Here is an 18,474-nt window from a genome sequence, read left to right as displayed (position 1 = left end):
ATGCTTAGGTAGTTGGGGATTTTTTTTAACAAAATTTCACAAAAACAACAAAAAACAGACATCAAACAAAGTATAATCTTACTTTACAATAATATAACACTCATTTCATCGGTTTTATTTGCACAATATAACATTTTACAATACGTTTGCATAAATATTTAAATACCACACAATGAGCTTTTTAAATTTTATGTCAAAATTTGTAGATAAAAAAACTTCCTGTTCTATATTTGGCCACAAAATAGTGACTGTGAGAAATGTAACTGGTCATTTTAAAGAATACAAGTGCACCATTTGTCAGGTAGAACTTACCAATGATTTACAGGACAGAAAAATGTTTTTAACACCTGAATTAAAAGAAATAAACGAAACTTTATTAAATCATTATAACAGGAAACACCTTTCTTCTATATAATTTACCTGAAAATCATTTAGAATCCTGGTCTGAATACATTTGTTGTATTGAAGTTTCTTGTAACAAATTCAAAAGCAGAACTTAAAACATTACCCATTGATTTTGCGTTTTTAAAACTCATATCATGAGTATAATGATACAATTCCATTTTTAGTTTGTTTACATTTTCTTCAGTAGAAATGGTATCATTACCCATAATTTTCATTAAAATCTTAATTCTATTTTCGGCAGAATTGATTCGTTTGGCCAATGACGAACGTTCTTCATTTTTATACTGTTCAATAGATCTATCCTGAAGTTTGTCTTTTACAATTTTTACCATAGGATAATTTTCCTTAAAAAATTGAGGACGATATACTTTAAAATTACCCTCATAACATTGTTGGTCAAAATCAATTGGTCTTATTTTGTAAACGACTTGATCAAAATCATGAATTGGAATTACAACATAATTATACGAACGCATATCTCCCAATAACCGGATCATACAACGCTCATTAAACTTTACAAATTCTTTGGCAATTTGTGCTTTTTCTATTTCGGTACATTTATTTAGTAAGGAATTCATAAAAACATCACCTGGAATCCCAATGATATGTTCTTCGATTAAAGTATCTTTAAAAACTAAGAAATTTATTTTATATGGAGATAAAAGATGTTCCAACTCTAAGCCATAAACTCTAGAAGCATCCGCTTTTTTGATATAAAAATAAGTATAATTATCATTTAAAATATTTCGCACTTTGATTCGAAATGGCTTAGAATTTCCAAAAGTGCAATAATCGATAGCGTCGACATTCAAAAATTTTAAAATATCCAAATTCCCGTCAGAATATAATAAGGAATACACTTTTTTTAGATTTAAATCAATTTCTTCCCGTTCATATTCATTATAATATACTCTAATCCATAACGTATCTTGATCGTTTTTATCAAATACACTTATTGCTCCAGAAAATCGTAAAAGATCATCGTACATAATAGGCTCCTTTGAAACAAGATCAAATCGTTCCAAATAATTCATCAATGAATTATTGATGGGATAACAAGGTTTTTTAAAAAACATTAAAGGCTGCTCATTCATTTCATGGATATTTGCTACAAATTTACATTAAATAATTTCAAGAATTATAAAAGCAAAGGAGCTTCAAGTTGAACTAGCTATTTTTTTTTTATTTTAAACATAAATGAATTATCAAACATGAATTATCAAATTCCTTTATAATTTACTAAAGAAAAATACAAATAGCCAGAATAACTTTAATAATCATGTCATCTACAATTAATATTTAAAAGTTTTTATTCAACTAAACGACTGAATAAGAGTAAGTTTTGCAATACAAATAATAAAATTTATTAAAAAATTTATTATATTTGAGTATATAAATTCATCTAATTTTGAAAAATAGGATGCAATAGTAATTTATGAAAAATAAATTAGAACATTACATTGAAGCAGCAAAATGTGCCAAAATTGGACTTTGGGAAATCGACCTATTAACCCAAGAAATTTATTGGGATGATGTTACTCGATCCATACATGAAGTAGGCCCTGATTTTGTTCCTAATATTGAAAATGCTACTGATTTTTATTGTGAAGGAAAAAATAGAACTAAAATCAACCAATTAATAGAAAATGCCATTCAAAATGGAATTCCTTTTAAGGAAACATTTGAAATTCGTACCTCAAATAACAACACACGCTTTATAGAAAATATTGGTCAGATTGTGTATAAACAAGATAAGATAATCAATATTAGAGGAACTCTTCAAGATATCACAAAAGAGCAAAGTTTAATTAATGAGCTTCATCTAAACATCAACAAATTATATTCAATTTTTTCAAGTACAAACGATGCTATCTTAATTATTGACGCTACAAATGGGATAATAACAGATTGCAATTGCAGATTAAACAATATTTCTGGGTACAGTGATGCAGAATTGATAGGAAATCATAAATCAATTCTATTTCCTCAAAAATACAAAGACGAAATTAAAACTTTCCTACATCAACACACAGACGAAGGTATCTATAAAGTTCAAGATACCTTTTTGAAAAGTAAAAATGGTCTTTTAATACCAATAGAAATCGCTTCGGGCAAGAAGTTTGAAATTGATAATAAATTCTATTTAGTTTCCTTCTTCAGAGATATTAGTGAAAGAAAAAAAACAGAAGAAAGAATGCAAATGCTCTTACTTGCTGCATCGAAAACAACGGATAGCATATTAATAGCAGACGCTCACGGAATTACAGTTTGGGCAAATAATGCATATTTATCCTTAACTGGACTAACTATGGAACAAATAGTGGGACACAAACCTGGTTATTTGTCTAAAGGAAAGAAAACCGATGTAAATACGACAAATAAAATGAGAGAAGCCGTTCTTAATAAGAAAAGCTTTTATACCATTATTTTAAATTACAACCAAAAAAAAGAAGAATATTGGTTTGAATTGAATATTACCCCAATATTTGACTGCGAAAATAATTTACTTAATTTCATTGGAATAGGAAGAGATGTAACACTTCGAAAAGAAAAAGAAATCGAACTCAAACGGCTCCTTGATTTAACAATTGATCAAAACAATAGGCTTCTTAATTATTCTCACATAGTCTCTCATAACATTCGTTCCCATTCGAGTAATTTGACAATGCTTATGGATGTTATAGAAAATGAAGAAGATCCCAATGAGAAAATAAAATACCTAAGTATGTTTAAAGGTGCGACTGAAAAACTAGAAGAAACAATCAAGTACCTAAACGAAATTATATCTATTCAACAAAATTCGAATGTTAAAAAAACAAAAATTTTTTTAAAAGAAGAAATTGATAAAACTCAGAATGCATTGAGTTTGACTATCAAAAAAAGTAAAATATCAATCATTAATAATATCCCTGATGATCTAGTTGTTCGTGTTATACCAGCTTATTTAGACAGTATTTTATTAAATTTAATATCGAATGCTATTAAATATAAATCCAAAAATCGAAAATCATTTTTAAAAATAAGTCATGTAATTGAAGGAGCATTCACTATTATTTCTTTCGAAGACAATGGTTTAGGAATAAATTTAGAAAAAGACGGAAAAAAAGTTTTTGGTATGTATAAAACGTTTCATGGCAATAATGACGCTTTAGGAATTGGGCTATTTATTACCAAAAACCAAATTGAAGCTATGGGAGGAAAAATTGAAGTAGAAAGTACGGAAGGTGTTGGCTCTACTTTTAAAATATATTTAAGTGAAAAATAAAAGATGCACCAATTATAAAATTACAATCTATTTTTTAGTTTTCAGTAACAAATAACATTTTTATTCGTCCTACTAAAAATTAAAAATAAAACCAAATTGGAAACAATTCTTTCAATACATAACCTCAACAAACGTTATGGCAGTCTTCAAGCCTTAAAAAATGTTTCTTTTGAAATAAAAAAAGGCAATGTATATGGCATTCTTGGCCCTAATGGTAGCGGAAAATCAACCACACTAGGCATTGTACTCAATGTAGTTAACAAAACATCTGGAGAATACAGTTGGTTTGGCGGTAATCTACAAACACATGAAGCTTTAAAAAAAGTAGGTGCCATTATAGAAAGACCTAATTTTTATCCCTACATGACCGCTCAGGAAAACCTGAAATTAGTTTGCAAAATAAAAAACATAAATTATTCTAAAATTCCAGAAAAGCTAGAACTCGTAGGTTTAAACGATAGAAAAGACAGCAAATTCAGTACTTTTTCTTTAGGAATGAAACAACGTTTGGCTATAGCTTCGGCCCTTTTAAATGATCCTGAAATTTTAATCTTAGACGAACCTACTAACGGATTAGATCCGCAAGGGATTCATCAAATTAGGGATATTATCAAACAAATCGCTTCAAAAGGAACTACTATATTATTGGCTTCGCATTTATTAGACGAAGTCGAAAAAGTTTGTTCTCATGTTTTGGTTTTAAGAAAAGGCGAAATCCTGTATTCAGGTTTAGTAGATGGAATCTCGGCCAATGAAGGCTTCTTCGAATTGCAAGCTGACGATATCGAACATTTAATCCAAGTTTTAAAAACCCATCCTGCTATTGAAAAAACAACAATTTCAGACGGAAAAGTTTTGGTTTACTTAAAGTCCAAATTAGAATCCAAAGATTTGAATCAGTTTTTATTTTCACAAAATATCTACTTGAGTCATTTGGTAAAACGTAAAAATAGCTTGGAAGAGCAATTTTTGGAATTGACTGCCCCCTAACCCCAAATGGGGGAACCTGTTAAAAACTCAATGGCAATTGCAATGTTAAATCTATCCCGATAACTATCGGGACTAAACTCTAAAATTTAATAATGAAACGATTACTCTCTATAGAATTACAAAAAATATGGTTAAACAAAGCCAGTCGTGTACTGACATTAACCTACTTTATACTACTTTTATTTATTGCTTTGATAGCTTCTATCAAGTTTGACATTGGTAACATTCATTTTCAAGTTGCCGAAATGGGCATCTTTAATTTTCCCTATATCTGGCATTTCAACACTTATGCTGCTGCAATTTTAAAACTCTTTTTGGCAATAGTTATCGTTTCGATGATGGCCAACGAATACAGTTATGGCACTTTAAAACAAAACCTAATTGACGGATTAAGCAAGAAAGAATTTATCCTTTCTAAGTTTGTTACCATTCTTATGTTTGCTGTTTGCTCTACTGTTTTTGTATTTATATTGACCTTAATTTTAGGTTATAGCTTTTCGTCTTATACAGAATTTGGTATCGTTTTTTCAGATTTGGAATATATTCTAGCTTTTTTTGTAAAACTGGTTGGATTCTTCTCTTTCTGTTTGTTCTTAGGAATATTGGTAAAACGATCCGCCTTTGCATTGGGTTTTTTACTAGTATGGAATATTATTGAAGCCATTGCAAATGGAATATTGAGTTTTCAAATTTTTCCTGAAGGTAAAACCGCTGGGTACATTACACAATTTTTCCCGTTGAATGCGATGTCGAATTTAATAGTAGAACCTATTTCAAGATTATCCATAATTAAATCCATTGGAACCCAAATGGGAGTCGAAAACCTAAAAGATTATAGTGTTCCTTTTTCTGCAATTGTAATCGTATTCTGCTGGACAATGATTTTCTTATTCCTTTCGTATAGAATATTAAAAAACAGAGATTTATAGTATATTTGTCGCTATGAATACTGGAAAATTACTTATTCTCGTTATTTTTTTATGTAGCTTGAGTATTATGAATGCTCAAGTTATCACTGTAGATGATACCCGATCAGCTCAAGATCTTGTTGAGAATGTATTGGTAAAAAGTAGTTGTGCCAGTATCTCAAATAGTAGTGTAACTGGAGACACTTTTACTTCAGGTCAAAACAGTTATGGTTATTTTAACAAAACCACAAGTAATTTTCCTTTTACAGAAGGTGTATTATTGTGTACATCAACAAGTAAAAATGCAATAGGACCTTTTGTTAGCGACCAAGGAGGTGGTAACGATTCTTGGAAAGGAGATCTCGATTTGGATCAGGCACTAGGAATTAAAAGTATCAATGCTACAGCACTCGAATTTGATTTCATTCCTTTAACTACCTCTATAAATTTTAATTACATTTTTGCTTCCAACGAATATCAAATCTATTTTCCTTGCGAATATTCAGATGGTTTTGCTTTTTTAATTAAAGAAAAAGGAAGCACAGCCAATTATAAAAACATAGCCGTATTACCTGGAACAACCACTCCTGTTTCTTCAAAAAATGTGCATTCTTTAATAAATGATTATACTGACAGTCAAAATACATTACATAAAGGTTGCCCTGCCATAAATGAGTCCTATTTTAATGGTTATAATACTGCTTCAAGTCCAGTTAATTATAGTGGGCAAATTATAAAATTAAACGCAAGTACTGATGTTATAATCGGTAAGACATATCACATAAAACTAGTCATTGCCGACGATGATAACAGACTCTATGATTCGGCTATATTTTTAGAAAAAGGAAGTTTTTCGGCAAATATTGACCTTGGCTCGGATCAATCAACTACTACAAGTAACCCAATATGTTTTGGTGACACCTTTACTATAGACACAAAACTCCCAACGAATTATACGTATGAATGGTTTAAAGATGGCTCTACTACAGCAATTACTGGAGAAACAAAACCAACATTAACCGTTGCTAATGGTGGCACTTACAAAGTCAGAGTTACTTTCTCACCTTCTTGTTTTGCTGAAGATGAAATAAAAATCGAGTATGCTCCACAAATTATATTAACAGACGCTACTCTTTTTCAATGCGACGATAATACTGATGGTTTTTCTGTTTATGATTTAACTAAAATGGATGGCATTATTAAAAACAATGATCCCAAAATAGTGAAATTTGCCTATTTTAAAACCCTATCCGATGCTCAAAATGAAACAAATCCCATAACAAACCCAACAAATTATAATAACTCAATACCAAATGAAACACTTTATGCAAGAGCAACTAATGCTTTTGGTTGTGCTAGTTATGCAAAATTAGATTTAAAAATAGCCAATAACATCATTGCAGCACAAAGTCCTATTGAAAGTTGTGATACCGATGCAAATCAAGATGGAATTACACAATTTGATTTAAATTCTCAAATAACACCTCAGGTAATTAGTGGATTACCCAATGGATTGACCGTTGAATATTATCTAAATCAAACAGATGCCATTGCACAAAAGAACAAATTGTCGAATAGTTTTACCAATACCATTCCAAACCAACAAATTATTTATGCCCGAATTGTAAATGGTCCCGACTGTTTCAAAATCATTCCCGAAACTTTAATTATTAATACTTTTGACGCGCCTAATTTTCAAGACGAAATAGTTTCTTTGTGTGATGGAGCAAATGCAGACCTAAAAGTAGATAGCGGGTTTTCGAGTTATTTATGGAGTAATGGAGCTACAACAAATACCTTAAACGTTTCAAAATCTGGTGAATATTCGGTTACTGTAACTAATGTAAAAGGCTGTCAAAAAACCAAAAAATTTATTGTAAACCCTTCAGGAATCGCTACAATAACAAATGTATCCGTCGCTGATTTTTCTGGAGTAAACAATTTAATTACAATTTCATATACTGGCAATGGAGATTACGAATTTTCATTGGATGGTAATTTTTATCAAGACAATCCAGTTTTTGTTGGTATAAGTCCCGGAATTTATTGGGCAACGGCTAGAGACAAAAATGGTTGTGGTATTTCAACTCCTTATAAAATATATGTTTTAGACTATCCCCGTTTTTTTACCCCAAATAATGATACCTATAATGATACCTGGAAAATCAAAAACTTGGAGATGCTTCCCAAATCATCAATAAGCATTTTTGATCGTTATGGTAAAATACTCAAACAACTTAACACTTCAAGCTCGGGATGGAACGGAACTTATATTGGAAAAGAGTTGCCATCAGACGACTATTGGTTTGTACTGACATTTGAGGATGGAAAAACCATAAAAGGGCATTTCTCTTTAAAAAGATAATCCAATATCAATTACCCCTAAAAAACATTGCTGGTTTAAAACTAACAAAAGCTGTTGTTTTTATTAAATTAAAGAAAACATACTAAGTTAAATATTTACCAAAAAAATATTGAATTGTTAAATTAAACTTATTTTTGAATTGGCTATCTAATTCTTAATATAGCTATTAACCAAACCTATGAAAAGATCTTTACGCTTCCTATTTATTATACTTTTTACCATAAACGGTTTTGCTCAATTTAGTAAAACCCATTATATTCCACCTTTGATTTCGGCTCAAGGATTGGTTGCAGATCAATATTTGTACATCTCAACACCAAGTTTAGTAAATGTAAACTTCAAAATCATTGCAAATGGTGGAGGGGTTATTAATGGTACAGTGAATCGTAACAATCCGTATCGTTATAGCATTGGTTCCGGAGACGACACCCAATTATTCACCCCAATAACCAACACGGGAATTATTGCTAACAAAGGATACATTATAGAAGCGGAAGATTTAATTTATGTAAGTGCTAGGGTAAATGCTGGAATCAATAATAATGGAGGTTTCAATCATGCTGGGGGATTGGTTTCCAAAGGAAACAGTGCATTGGGAACAACGTTTAGGTTAGGTGCAATGTTGAATCCGCTTTTTGACACAACATTATTGAATTTTGCTACTATTCTAGCTACTGAAAACGGAACAAAGATTACCCTTTCAAACTTACAAAATGGCACTAAACTTTTGAACGGCACTACAATTTCAGGACCAATAACCGTAACACTGAATAAAAACGAAAGCTATGTACTCGCTTTGCAAAACAGTTATGATGGAAGTTCAGTTTCCAATAGTTCCAAAATAATTGGAGCCCTTGTAACCTCAGACAGACCTGTTGTTGTCAATTCGGGTTCGTTTGGAGGCAGCAACAGTACAGAGATGGGGGTTAACCCTAATGGTGGTGGTATGAGTCCCCTAGGTAGAGATGTCGGTTTTGATCAAATTGTTGCTCTAGAAAAAACCGGAAAAGAATATGTTTTTGTAAAAGGAATTGGAACTGATGATTTAGAAAGAGTTATTTTGGTTGCTCATTCCAATAATACTCAAATTTTCCTTAATGGTACTTCAACTCCATTTAAAACCCTTAACCAAGGCGAATATGTAGCTTTAGACGGGAGCCAATTCAGTAATGGAAATTTATACGTGACGTCAAGCGAGAAAATATTTGCCTATCAATGCATAGCAGGTTCCGATTCTCCAGCCAATCAAAATATGTTTTTTGTACCACCTATCAATTGCTCAACTCCCAATACGGTTGACAATATTCCATTAATAGAATCTATTGGTTTTAATACCTTTAATGGAATTTTAAACATCGTTACAGAAGTAGGAGCCACAGTATTACTAAATAACAATCCAATTACTTCATCTCCTACATCCATTACAGGAAACCCTGCTTTTGTTCGTTATACGGTAAGTGATTTATCTGGAAATATTGCCGTAAAATCAACCAAACAAGTTTATGTTTCCTATTTTGGAACTAATGGCGCTGCGACTTATGGAGGCTATTATTCTGGTTTTGATTTGAAACCGGAAATTGTTTCGGATAAAATTGCTGTTGGTAATTCCTCTTGTATTCCAAATGTGGTACTAAAAATAAATACATTATCTTCTTACGATACTTTCCAATGGTACAAAGATGACTTAATAGTTCCCTTTGCAACAACGAACTCTTATACTCCAAGCCAATCTGGTTTTTATCAAGTTAAAGGAAGTATATCGGGTTGTGTAAGTGATGTTTTCTCCGATAAAATTCCAGTGAGTGAATGTCCTTCTAACTATGATAATGATTTAGCCAATGACAATATTGATATCGATTACGATAATGACGGTATTTTAAATTGTACAGAATCCTATGGTAGTCAAAACATAAATAGTGCCAATCCAAATTCGGGAGTGGTGGCAACAGGAACCTATTCAAATTCTTTTTTGGGTTCAATTACCAATACAACACCTGCAGCAGCTATCCCTTTTACAGGAAATACTGACGGAAGTTTTGTTACAGAAGTTTTAGCAGGAAAAGGTTTTTCTGTAACGTATAATTTGAATTTTGCCAAACCTATAAATCTAAGTTTAGAATATGTCTCAACAGCAAACACTACTGATTTATTAAATACTGATTCTGAATACATCATCAACTCAGATATTGACAAAACGGTAACGGTTTTGAATCCAAACAATCAACTGTTGATTGACACCAACTATGATGGCATTTACGAAAGTGGTGTTACTCAATTTTCTTCATTCGAAATTCGATTTCGTCTAAATGGAAATACTCCCTTAGCAGCAGGAACTGGCACATTCAAATTTCAATCTTTTCAAACTAAATCATTCAAAATTACCCACAAAAACCTCTTGGACACAGCAGGAAATAAAGCAACTTTCAAACTTATTGCTACTTGCCTCCCAAAAGATACAGATGGAGATACTATCCCGGATCAATTGGATTTAGATAGTGACAATGATGGAATTCCTGATGCCATAGAAAGTCAAAAAAATCCCAAAGTATTATCCAATACCGATACCAATCTTGACGGACTCGATACCATTTTTGAACCCATAACAAACCCAATTGATTCGGATTTGGATGGTGTACCCGATTATCTCGATCTCGATAGTGACAATGATGGTATTTACGATCTAGTAGAATCTGGAAGTAATGCCTTAGACGCTAATAAAAACGGAGTTTTAGACACAACAATCTTTGGGTACAACGGATTAGCAGATGCATTAGAAACAACTCCCGAGAGCGGAATTTTAAAATATACCGTTGCAGATACAGATAGCGATGGTATGAAAAACCACACCGAATTAGACAGCGACAATGATGCCTGTAATGATGTTATTGAAGCTGGATTTACAGACCCCAATTTTGATGGTCAACTGGGAATCAATCCAGTCGTTGTTAATGCAAACGGGCTTGTTACCTCAAAAACTGACGGTTACACTACTCCAAACGGCAACTACATAATTTTCAATCCAATATTAATCACCAAACAACCCGAAAATCTTTCTACGTGCGAATTACAAAAAGCTAATTTCAGCATAGAATCCAATGCAGATGGCATTAAATGGCAATTATCAACAGATGGAGGCATCAATTGGAATACTTTACCAAACAATACAAGTTATTCAGGCACCACAACCACAACATTACTCATTAATACAACTGCTTCAATGAACGGTTATCAATATCGTGCCCTTTTGAGTAAAGCAAACAATGCTTGCGGATTAATAACCACACCAGCGACTCTAACAATATTAGCATTACCCATTTTATCTTCCCCAATAACCATTGTGCAATGTGATGACAACACTGATGGGATCTCAAACTTTAATGTAACCGAGAAAAATAGTTTTATTTCGGCAAATTCAGCTAACGAGAAGTTTACTTACTATACCACTTTGGCGGGAGCAAATAGTAAAAATACTGCAACACTTATTTCAAATCCTATTACTTTTACAACTGGCAATACCACTATTTGGTCTAGAGTAGAAAATGCAAACGGATGCTTTAGTGTAGCTCAATTGAACCTAATTGTTTCCACCACTCAAATCAATCCAACGTTCAAAAGAAATTTTGAAATTTGCGATGATTATATTGACACTATTAATGATGATAAAGACGGTATTGCTACTTTCGATTTTAGCAGTGTCACTACTGATATCCAAGCTTTACTCCCAGCTCCTACAACAAATTACATTATAAAATACTATGCCAACGAAGCCGATGCTTTGGCAGAAACCAATGCAATTCCAAACCCTGCCAGTTATAGAAATACTACTCCCAACCAACAATATATTTGGGTAAGAGTCGAGAGTAATTTTGACAATGCCTGCTTTGGACTCGGAGCTTACATAAAGCTTCAAGTAAATCCAAAACCTAATATTGACATTAATGACAGTAAAAATGATGATAAATTGGTTTGCTCCAATTTGCCAAGCTTTTTTGTCACACTTGACGCAGGACTTTTAGGCAATATTCCAGCAAGTAATTACACCTATGTTTGGTCAAAAGACGTCAGTATCATTCCTGGAGAAACAAAAGAAACCTTAGATGTCAACGAAGAAGGAACATACACCGTAATTGTTTCTACTCCAAAAGGCTGTGACAGAACCCGAACCATAACCGTAACCGCTTCAGATATTGCACGTCTTGACGCCGTTTCCATTTCAGATTTATCGGAGTCCAACACCGTAACTGCTAATGTTTCTGGTCAAGGAAATTATGAATACAGCATTGATTTGCCCATTGGACCATTTCAAGAATCCAATTACTTCGATAACGTTTCGCCTGGAATCCACGATCTTTATATCCATGACAAAAATGGATGCGGGACAGTAAAGAAAACTATAGCAGTACTTGGAATTCCAAAATTTTTCACTCCAAACAATGATGGTCACAATGATTATTGGAACATCAAAGGAGCCAATGAAACATTAAACACGAAAGCACAAATAATTATTTATGATCGCTATGGAAAACTGATAAAACAAGTTCTTGCCTCAAGCGACGGCTGGGATGGAACTTTCATCGGCAATCCTATGCCTGCAGATGATTATTGGTACACCATAAAACTGGAAGATGGTCGCGAAGCCAAAGGGCATTTTTCATTAAAAAGGTAAAATAATAGTTGGGCATGACCCCATTGCGCAAAGTGGCTAAATATGGATGCCGCTTATACAGCCACTTTACGCAACGCGGTCGGGCTATCCGTGTTACTTCGGTAACTTACTCCTATCCCTCATGCAATATCCGCTGAACCAACAAAATAGTTTTATTCAAATATCATTTTCCTAAATGCCTTTGGTGTCATCCCTTTTTTCTTCAAAAAAATACGATTAAAATAACTTAAATTTTCAAATCCACATTCAAAAGCAATACTATTTATAAGCTTATCTGTTTGCAACAGCAATTGACAGCTCCTGTTTATCCGAATAGCATTCAAATAATCTGAAAAGGTTTTTCCAGTAGCTTTTTTAAAAAAATTACAAAAATTATTTTCTGTCAATGGAATCAAATCTGCAACTTGTTTCAAAGTAATCGATTCGGCAAAATGATTTTCCAAAAAATTACAGACTACGTTAATTCTATTTTCGCTTTCGGCAGAATTCACTGTTTGAAATGGATTCGAGCACAATACTTTTTGTTCACTTACTGTCAACTGATTCAAAATTTTAATCAAATCAATAATCCGATTAAAACCATTAGAATCTACCAATTGTACCAAATCAGCTTTTAATTCCAAATTTTTAGCTGGAAAAAACAACCCTTTTTTAGATTTTTCTAATAACAACTTTAATGCAATACTCTCTTCAAATCCTAAAAATGAATCAATAAAAGCAGGTGAAAATTGTATCACAACAGCCTCAAAATCTTCAAAATCATTTGATTTTCCAACCCAAGTATGTGGTAAATAAGACCCTGACAAAACCAAATCACCGTCTCCAAAAGACTCATGACTGTTCCCAATCAATCGATATCCATTCCCTTTTATAATATAGGTTAATTCATATTCAGGATGATAATGCCATTTAAATTCAAAAAATGGAATTTGAAATCGATACGCATAAAAACTAGCACTGCCTTGATGTGAATTTATATCTTCAAAAATGGGTTTCATACACTATACTTTCAATTTACTGATAAAAATAATTAAATTAATTGAGTATAGTATCATAAATTAATAATTCCGAATTATAAAATCCAACAAAAATGAAATAATTTTGAATAAAAGAACTTAAAAATGAAACACTTAGTAATTATAATCAACTTACTTACCTTTAGTTTTATGAATGCTCAAGAAAAAGTATCCGAAAAATATCAAATATTACCTTTTGGTAGCATAAAACCAAATGGTTGGATTAAAGTACAAATGCAAAAAGATCTTAATGGATTTGTGGGCAATTTGGATCAACTAGTACCCGATTTAATTAATGATCCAATATATGGTACAGGCAGGCTTCAAAAACATTCTAAAAACAAAGACTTAGGAAATCTAAAAGAAGGTGATGCCGAAGGAAGCGAACAGTATATGTGGTGGAACAGCGAAACGCAATCCAATTGGTGGGATGGGTATCTTCGTAATGCTATACTGCTTGATGATAAAGCGGGAATAGAAAAAGCAAAAAAATACGTTTACAGTATTTTGGCTACACAAGATCCTGATGGCTATTTAGGCATTTACGATCCTGAATTGCGTTATAAATTCAATTCCGAAAATGGAGAGCTTTGGTCCAAAGCTACATTGTACAGAGGGCTACTTGCCTATTATGAATATTCTAAGGACCAAAAAGTTTGGAATGCATTGGTCAAAGCAGTCAACAATGTGATGCAAAATTATCCTATAAATGCATCTTGTCCTTTTTCATCGGGTGAAAAATTCAACGGTGGTGTATCGCACGGACTAACATTTACAGATGTGTTAGACAAAATGTATCAAATTACTGGAGACAAAAAATACGTGGATTATGCTTTGTTTCTGTATTTAGATTTCTCCAAAACGTATCAATCCGAAAAAGATGTTCAATTAGCCAATATTTTTAATCCAAATTACAAGTTACAATCTCATGGTGTTCATACTTTCGAACATATACGTCCGTTGATTGTGGCCACTTATGCAACTGATAATCCTGAATTGAAAAAAGCCTTAGCAATTTATATACAAAGAATTGAAAATGCAACAACCCAAACTGGTGGAGCAATTGGTGATGAATGGATTGCAGAAAGAAATGCAAATGCAACACATACTGGTTACGAATATTGCTCTTTGCACGAATTACTGGATAGTTATACGGTATTAATGCAAAAAGAAGGTCAACCAAAAACCGCAGATGAAATTGAGACCATTTTCTACAATGCCGCTCAAGGCAGTCGTGATCCGAAACATTCTTGTATTGCGTATCTCAAAACCGATAATTCGTATGAAATGTTGGGTACCAAAAATGGTGAAATAGAACCCGACCGCAAACAAACCCGCTATAAATATTCACCCGCACATCAAGACGTAGCCGTTTGTTGCAATCCAAATGCAGGAAGAATTACACCGTATTTTTTAGAAAAATCATGGATGAAAGAAGGAAATAATACATTGGTTGCTACACTACTTTCTCCAAACAAAGTTGAAACAACAATCGACAACAATCCTATTCGAATTGAAGAAATCACTGAATATCCTTTTAAAAATAAGTTTACATTTAAAATTTACAATCCAAAAAACGGTAACTTTAAGCTGAAAATTAGAAAACCCAATTGGGCAACATTAGTTGAAACCAAAGAAGACTTCACACTAGAAAACGGATTTATTGTTCTAGACAGAAAATTCAACAAAGAAGATCAAGTACAAATTGAGTTTAAGGCTTCAATTATAATGAAAGAAGATGCTAATAAAGAAAAATATTTCACTTATGGCGCACAAGTTTTTGCTAAACCAATTAAAGCAAACGAACTTAAGGGCAAAATATACAAAGGAGATTTTTATGATGTAACTTATAGTCCGATAGAAAATACCAAATATCAATTCATTGAAGCTAACAATGCAAAATTTGAGAATGATAAAATCAACGTAACCTTAAAAAATACCACTACCAACAAATTAGAAAATGTTGTTTTAGTTCCTTTTGGACAAACGGTATTAAGACAGGCTTCTTTCTAATCGCTAATATTTTAAATCAACATTTACAATTTAAAAAAATAAAGCAGATCAAATTATCAACGAACAAATTCAAAATAAATGAAAAAATTTGCAATCCTATTTTTAATTATAGCCAATAGTCTAAACGCACAAATCAAACGTATTGAACCTGGAAATTGGTGGGTTGGAATGAAACTCAATCAAATAACTCTTTTGGTTTATGGAACCGACATTCAAAATTTAGAACCTCAAATAAAATATTCAGGAGTAAAGATTATAAAAACCGAAAAGGTAGAAAATCCTAATTATTTGTTTGTCACTATCGATATAAGTCCTCAAACCAAAGCAGGAACGGCTAAAATCGAATTCCAGAAAAAGGGCAAAACTATAATTACTAAAGATTTTCCATTATTGGCGAGAGAAAACAATAGTGCAAATCGAGCTAGTTTCTCTCCAAAAGATGCCATACTCTTAATCATGCCCGACCGTTTTGCCAATGGAGATCCCAAAAATGACAATACTCCCGAAAGCTTAGAAAAAGCCAATCGCTCGGATGAAAGCGGCAGACACGGAGGTGATATTCAAGGAATCATCAACAATTTAGATTATATAAAAAGCTTAGGCTACACTCAAATTTGGAACACACCGCTTGCAGAAAACAATATGCCAAAATATTCCTATCACGGGTATGCCGCAACTGATTTTTACAAAATTGACAGCCGATATGGTACTAATGAAGATTTCAAAAGACTGGTGACTGAAGCAAAAAAAAGAAACATTGGTGTAATTTGGGATGTAGTACTCAATCATTGTGGTTCCGAATATTATTTTGTCAAAGACTTACCGATGAAAGACTGGCTTAATTTTCAGGAAACCAAAACAAGTACCAATCATATCAAATCGACTTTGTTAGACCCTTACGCAACCGAACAAGATAAAATTGGTTATACAGATGGTTGGTTTGACCTACACATGCCAGATCTCAACCAGAGAAATCCTTTTATGGCGAGTTTCCTGATTCAAAACACTATTTGGTGGATAGAATATGCGGGACTATCTGGTTTTAGAGAAGATACTTTCTCTTATGCTGATAAAGATTTCTTAGGCAAATGGACCAAAGCTGTTTTGGACGAATATCCTAATTTTAATATAGTAGGAGAAGAAATGACCACAGTAACCGAGCTTTCGGCCTATTGGCAAAAAGACAAAGTGAATGTAGATGGCTATAAATGCTATTTGCCTTCTTTAATGGATTTTGCTTTAACAGAAAACTTAGTAAAAGCACTCACCACAAAAAATGATTGGGAATCTACTTGGAAAGAATCCTATAAAGGAATGGGGCAAGATTATCTATATCCAAATCCAAATAATTTATTGATTTTCCCAGACAATCACGATATGGATCGTATTTATTCTAGGTTGAATAAAGACCTTGATAACTGGAAAATCGCCATGGCACTATACACCACAATGAGAGGAATTCCAGAATTTTATTATGGAACCGAATTATTATTTACCAATGAAAAATCAGGCAACGATGGTCAAAGAAGAGCTGATTTTTATGGAGGCTGGGCAGGAGATACTAAGAATGCCGTTACAGGAAAAGGAATGGAACCCAAAGAACTAGAAGCTCAAAAATACTTGAGCAATTTACTGAATTGGAGAAAAAATGCAACTGTCATTCATAACGGAAAATTTACACATTATGCTCCAGAAAAGAATGATGTTTACGTTTATTTTAGATACAATGACAAAGAAAAAGTGATGGTGATCTTGAATAAAAACAAAGACAAAGTTACTCTTGATATGAATAAATACCAACAAATGATTCCTAATATGTTCAAAGCCAAAGAAATCATTACCAATACAGAAATAGCAGTCAACAACTCTTTAGAAATAGCTCCAAAAGCGGCTTTAATTCTTGAAATAAAATAAAAATTATCAAAATGAACAAAAACCTATTCCTATTCTTTTCAATTATGTTTACTTTTTTATCCAACGCACAAGAAGTAAAAGTCACTTCTGGAAAAGTACAACGCTTTGCAAATTTTCAATCCAAACTGGTTGATGCCCGTAACATCGATATTTGGTTACCTGACGGATATTCCAACAAAGAAAAATATGCCGTTTTATACATGAATGACGGTCAAGCATTGTATGATGCCGAAAGCACTTGGAACAAACAAGCTTGGGAAGTTGATGAAATCGCAGGGAAATTAATCGCTGAAGGCAAAACTCAAAAATTCATAGTTGTTGGAATTTGGAATAACGGACCAAAACGCCATCCAGAATATTTTCCACAAAAACCTTTTGAAAGTTTGACCCAAATTCAAAAAGATACGGTCACGGCTCAATTACAAAAAGCAGGTAGAACCAAAGAAACGTTCCAACCCTATTCCGATTTGTATTTGAAATTTCTAGTAACCGAATTAAAACCTTTTATTGATAAAAATTTCTCAACTAAGCCTGATCAAAAGAACACATTTATAGCGGGTTCCAGTATGGGTGGACTAATTTCGATGTACGCCATTTGTGAATATCCAAAAGTCTTTGGCGGTACTGCTTGTTTATCAACGCACTGGCCTGGAACTTTTACTGTTGCGAACAATCCTATTCCAGATGCTTTTGTGAATTATCTAAATGCAAATCTTCCCAATCCAAAAGACCATAAAATATATTTTGATTACGGAGATCAAACCCTTGATGCGATGTATAAACCTTTACAAGAAAAAGTAGATATTGTAATGAAAGCGAAAGGTTTTACCAATAAAAACTGGCAGACCAAATTCTTCCCTGGAGAAAACCATTCGGAAGTAGCTTGGGCAAAACGATTGGATATTCCATTGTTATTTTTATTAAAAAAGTAA

General features: G+C 32.7%; 11 protein-coding genes. 9 read left to right on the top strand and 2 right to left on the bottom strand.

The genetic code is table 11. From position 1 onward, the window contains the following. Window positions 1–190: 190 nt before the first annotated feature. Window positions 191–415 carry a DUF1660 family phage protein gene (locus tag OYT91_RS01770; protein WP_269223345.1) on the top strand — a complete coding sequence of 75 codons (225 nt, stop codon included), beginning with the start codon at window positions 191–193 and terminating at the stop codon, window positions 413–415. A 16-nt stretch (window positions 416–431) separates the two neighbouring features. On the opposite strand, the gene OYT91_RS01765 is transcribed toward OYT91_RS01770, so the two are convergent. Beyond that, window positions 432–1,499 carry a hypothetical protein gene (locus OYT91_RS01765; protein ID WP_281239259.1) on the bottom strand — a complete coding sequence of 356 codons (1,068 nt, stop codon included), beginning with the start codon at window positions 1,497–1,499 and terminating at the stop codon, window positions 432–434. Window positions 1,500–1,840: 341 nt separating this feature from the next. Here OYT91_RS01765 and OYT91_RS01760 point away from each other — a divergent pair, with 341 nt between their 5' ends. The 5 genes from OYT91_RS01760 (at window position 1,841) to OYT91_RS01740 (ending at window position 12,599) form a co-directional block, all read left to right on the top strand. Further along, window positions 1,841–3,670, top strand: a complete 1,830-nt coding sequence (locus tag OYT91_RS01760; RefSeq protein WP_281239258.1) for a PAS domain-containing sensor histidine kinase — start codon at window positions 1,841–1,843, stop codon at window positions 3,668–3,670. Window positions 3,671–3,766: 96 nt separating this feature from the next. Then, a complete protein-coding gene (locus OYT91_RS01755; RefSeq protein WP_281239257.1) occupies window positions 3,767–4,660 on the top strand; it encodes an ABC transporter ATP-binding protein in 894 nt (297 codons plus the stop codon). Between the two features lie 92 nt (window positions 4,661–4,752). Then, window positions 4,753–5,589 (top strand): ABC transporter permease, encoded by an 837-nt coding sequence (locus OYT91_RS01750; protein WP_281239256.1) that lies wholly within the window; start codon window positions 4,753–4,755, stop codon window positions 5,587–5,589. Between the two features lie 13 nt (window positions 5,590–5,602). Further along, window positions 5,603–7,933 carry a choice-of-anchor L domain-containing protein gene (locus OYT91_RS01745; protein WP_281239255.1) on the top strand — a complete coding sequence of 777 codons (2,331 nt, stop codon included), beginning with the start codon at window positions 5,603–5,605 and terminating at the stop codon, window positions 7,931–7,933. Window positions 7,934–8,111: 178 nt separating this feature from the next. Then, the gene (locus OYT91_RS01740; RefSeq protein ID WP_281239254.1) at window positions 8,112–12,599 is read left to right on the top strand and encodes an FIDD domain-containing protein; all 4,488 of its coding nucleotides are present in this window, start codon (window positions 8,112–8,114) and stop codon (window positions 12,597–12,599) included. Between the two features lie 152 nt (window positions 12,600–12,751). On the opposite strand, the gene OYT91_RS01735 is transcribed toward OYT91_RS01740, so the two are convergent. Beyond that, on the bottom strand, window positions 12,752–13,597 hold the full coding sequence (locus OYT91_RS01735; RefSeq protein WP_281239253.1) for an AraC family transcriptional regulator: 846 nt from the start codon (window positions 13,595–13,597) through the stop codon (window positions 12,752–12,754). 123 nt (window positions 13,598–13,720) lie between these two features. Between OYT91_RS01735 and OYT91_RS01730 the strand changes: the two genes are divergently transcribed. From OYT91_RS01730 to OYT91_RS01720, 3 genes are all read left to right on the top strand, one after another. Then, the gene (locus OYT91_RS01730) at window positions 13,721–15,628 is read left to right on the top strand and encodes a beta-L-arabinofuranosidase domain-containing protein (protein WP_281239252.1); all 1,908 of its coding nucleotides are present in this window, start codon (window positions 13,721–13,723) and stop codon (window positions 15,626–15,628) included. Between the two features lie 78 nt (window positions 15,629–15,706). Further along, window positions 15,707–17,542, top strand: coding sequence for a glycoside hydrolase family 13 protein (locus OYT91_RS01725; RefSeq protein ID WP_281239251.1), 1,836 nt, complete (start codon window positions 15,707–15,709; stop codon window positions 17,540–17,542). Between the two features lie 11 nt (window positions 17,543–17,553). Further along, a complete protein-coding gene (locus OYT91_RS01720) occupies window positions 17,554–18,474 on the top strand; it encodes an alpha/beta hydrolase (RefSeq protein WP_281239250.1) in 921 nt (306 codons plus the stop codon).

Origin of the sequence: Flavobacterium praedii, assembly GCF_026810365.1 — a bacterium.
Taxonomy (GTDB): domain Bacteria; phylum Bacteroidota; class Bacteroidia; order Flavobacteriales; family Flavobacteriaceae; genus Flavobacterium; species Flavobacterium praedii.
This window is presented reverse-complemented; position numbering and strand designations above follow the sequence as displayed.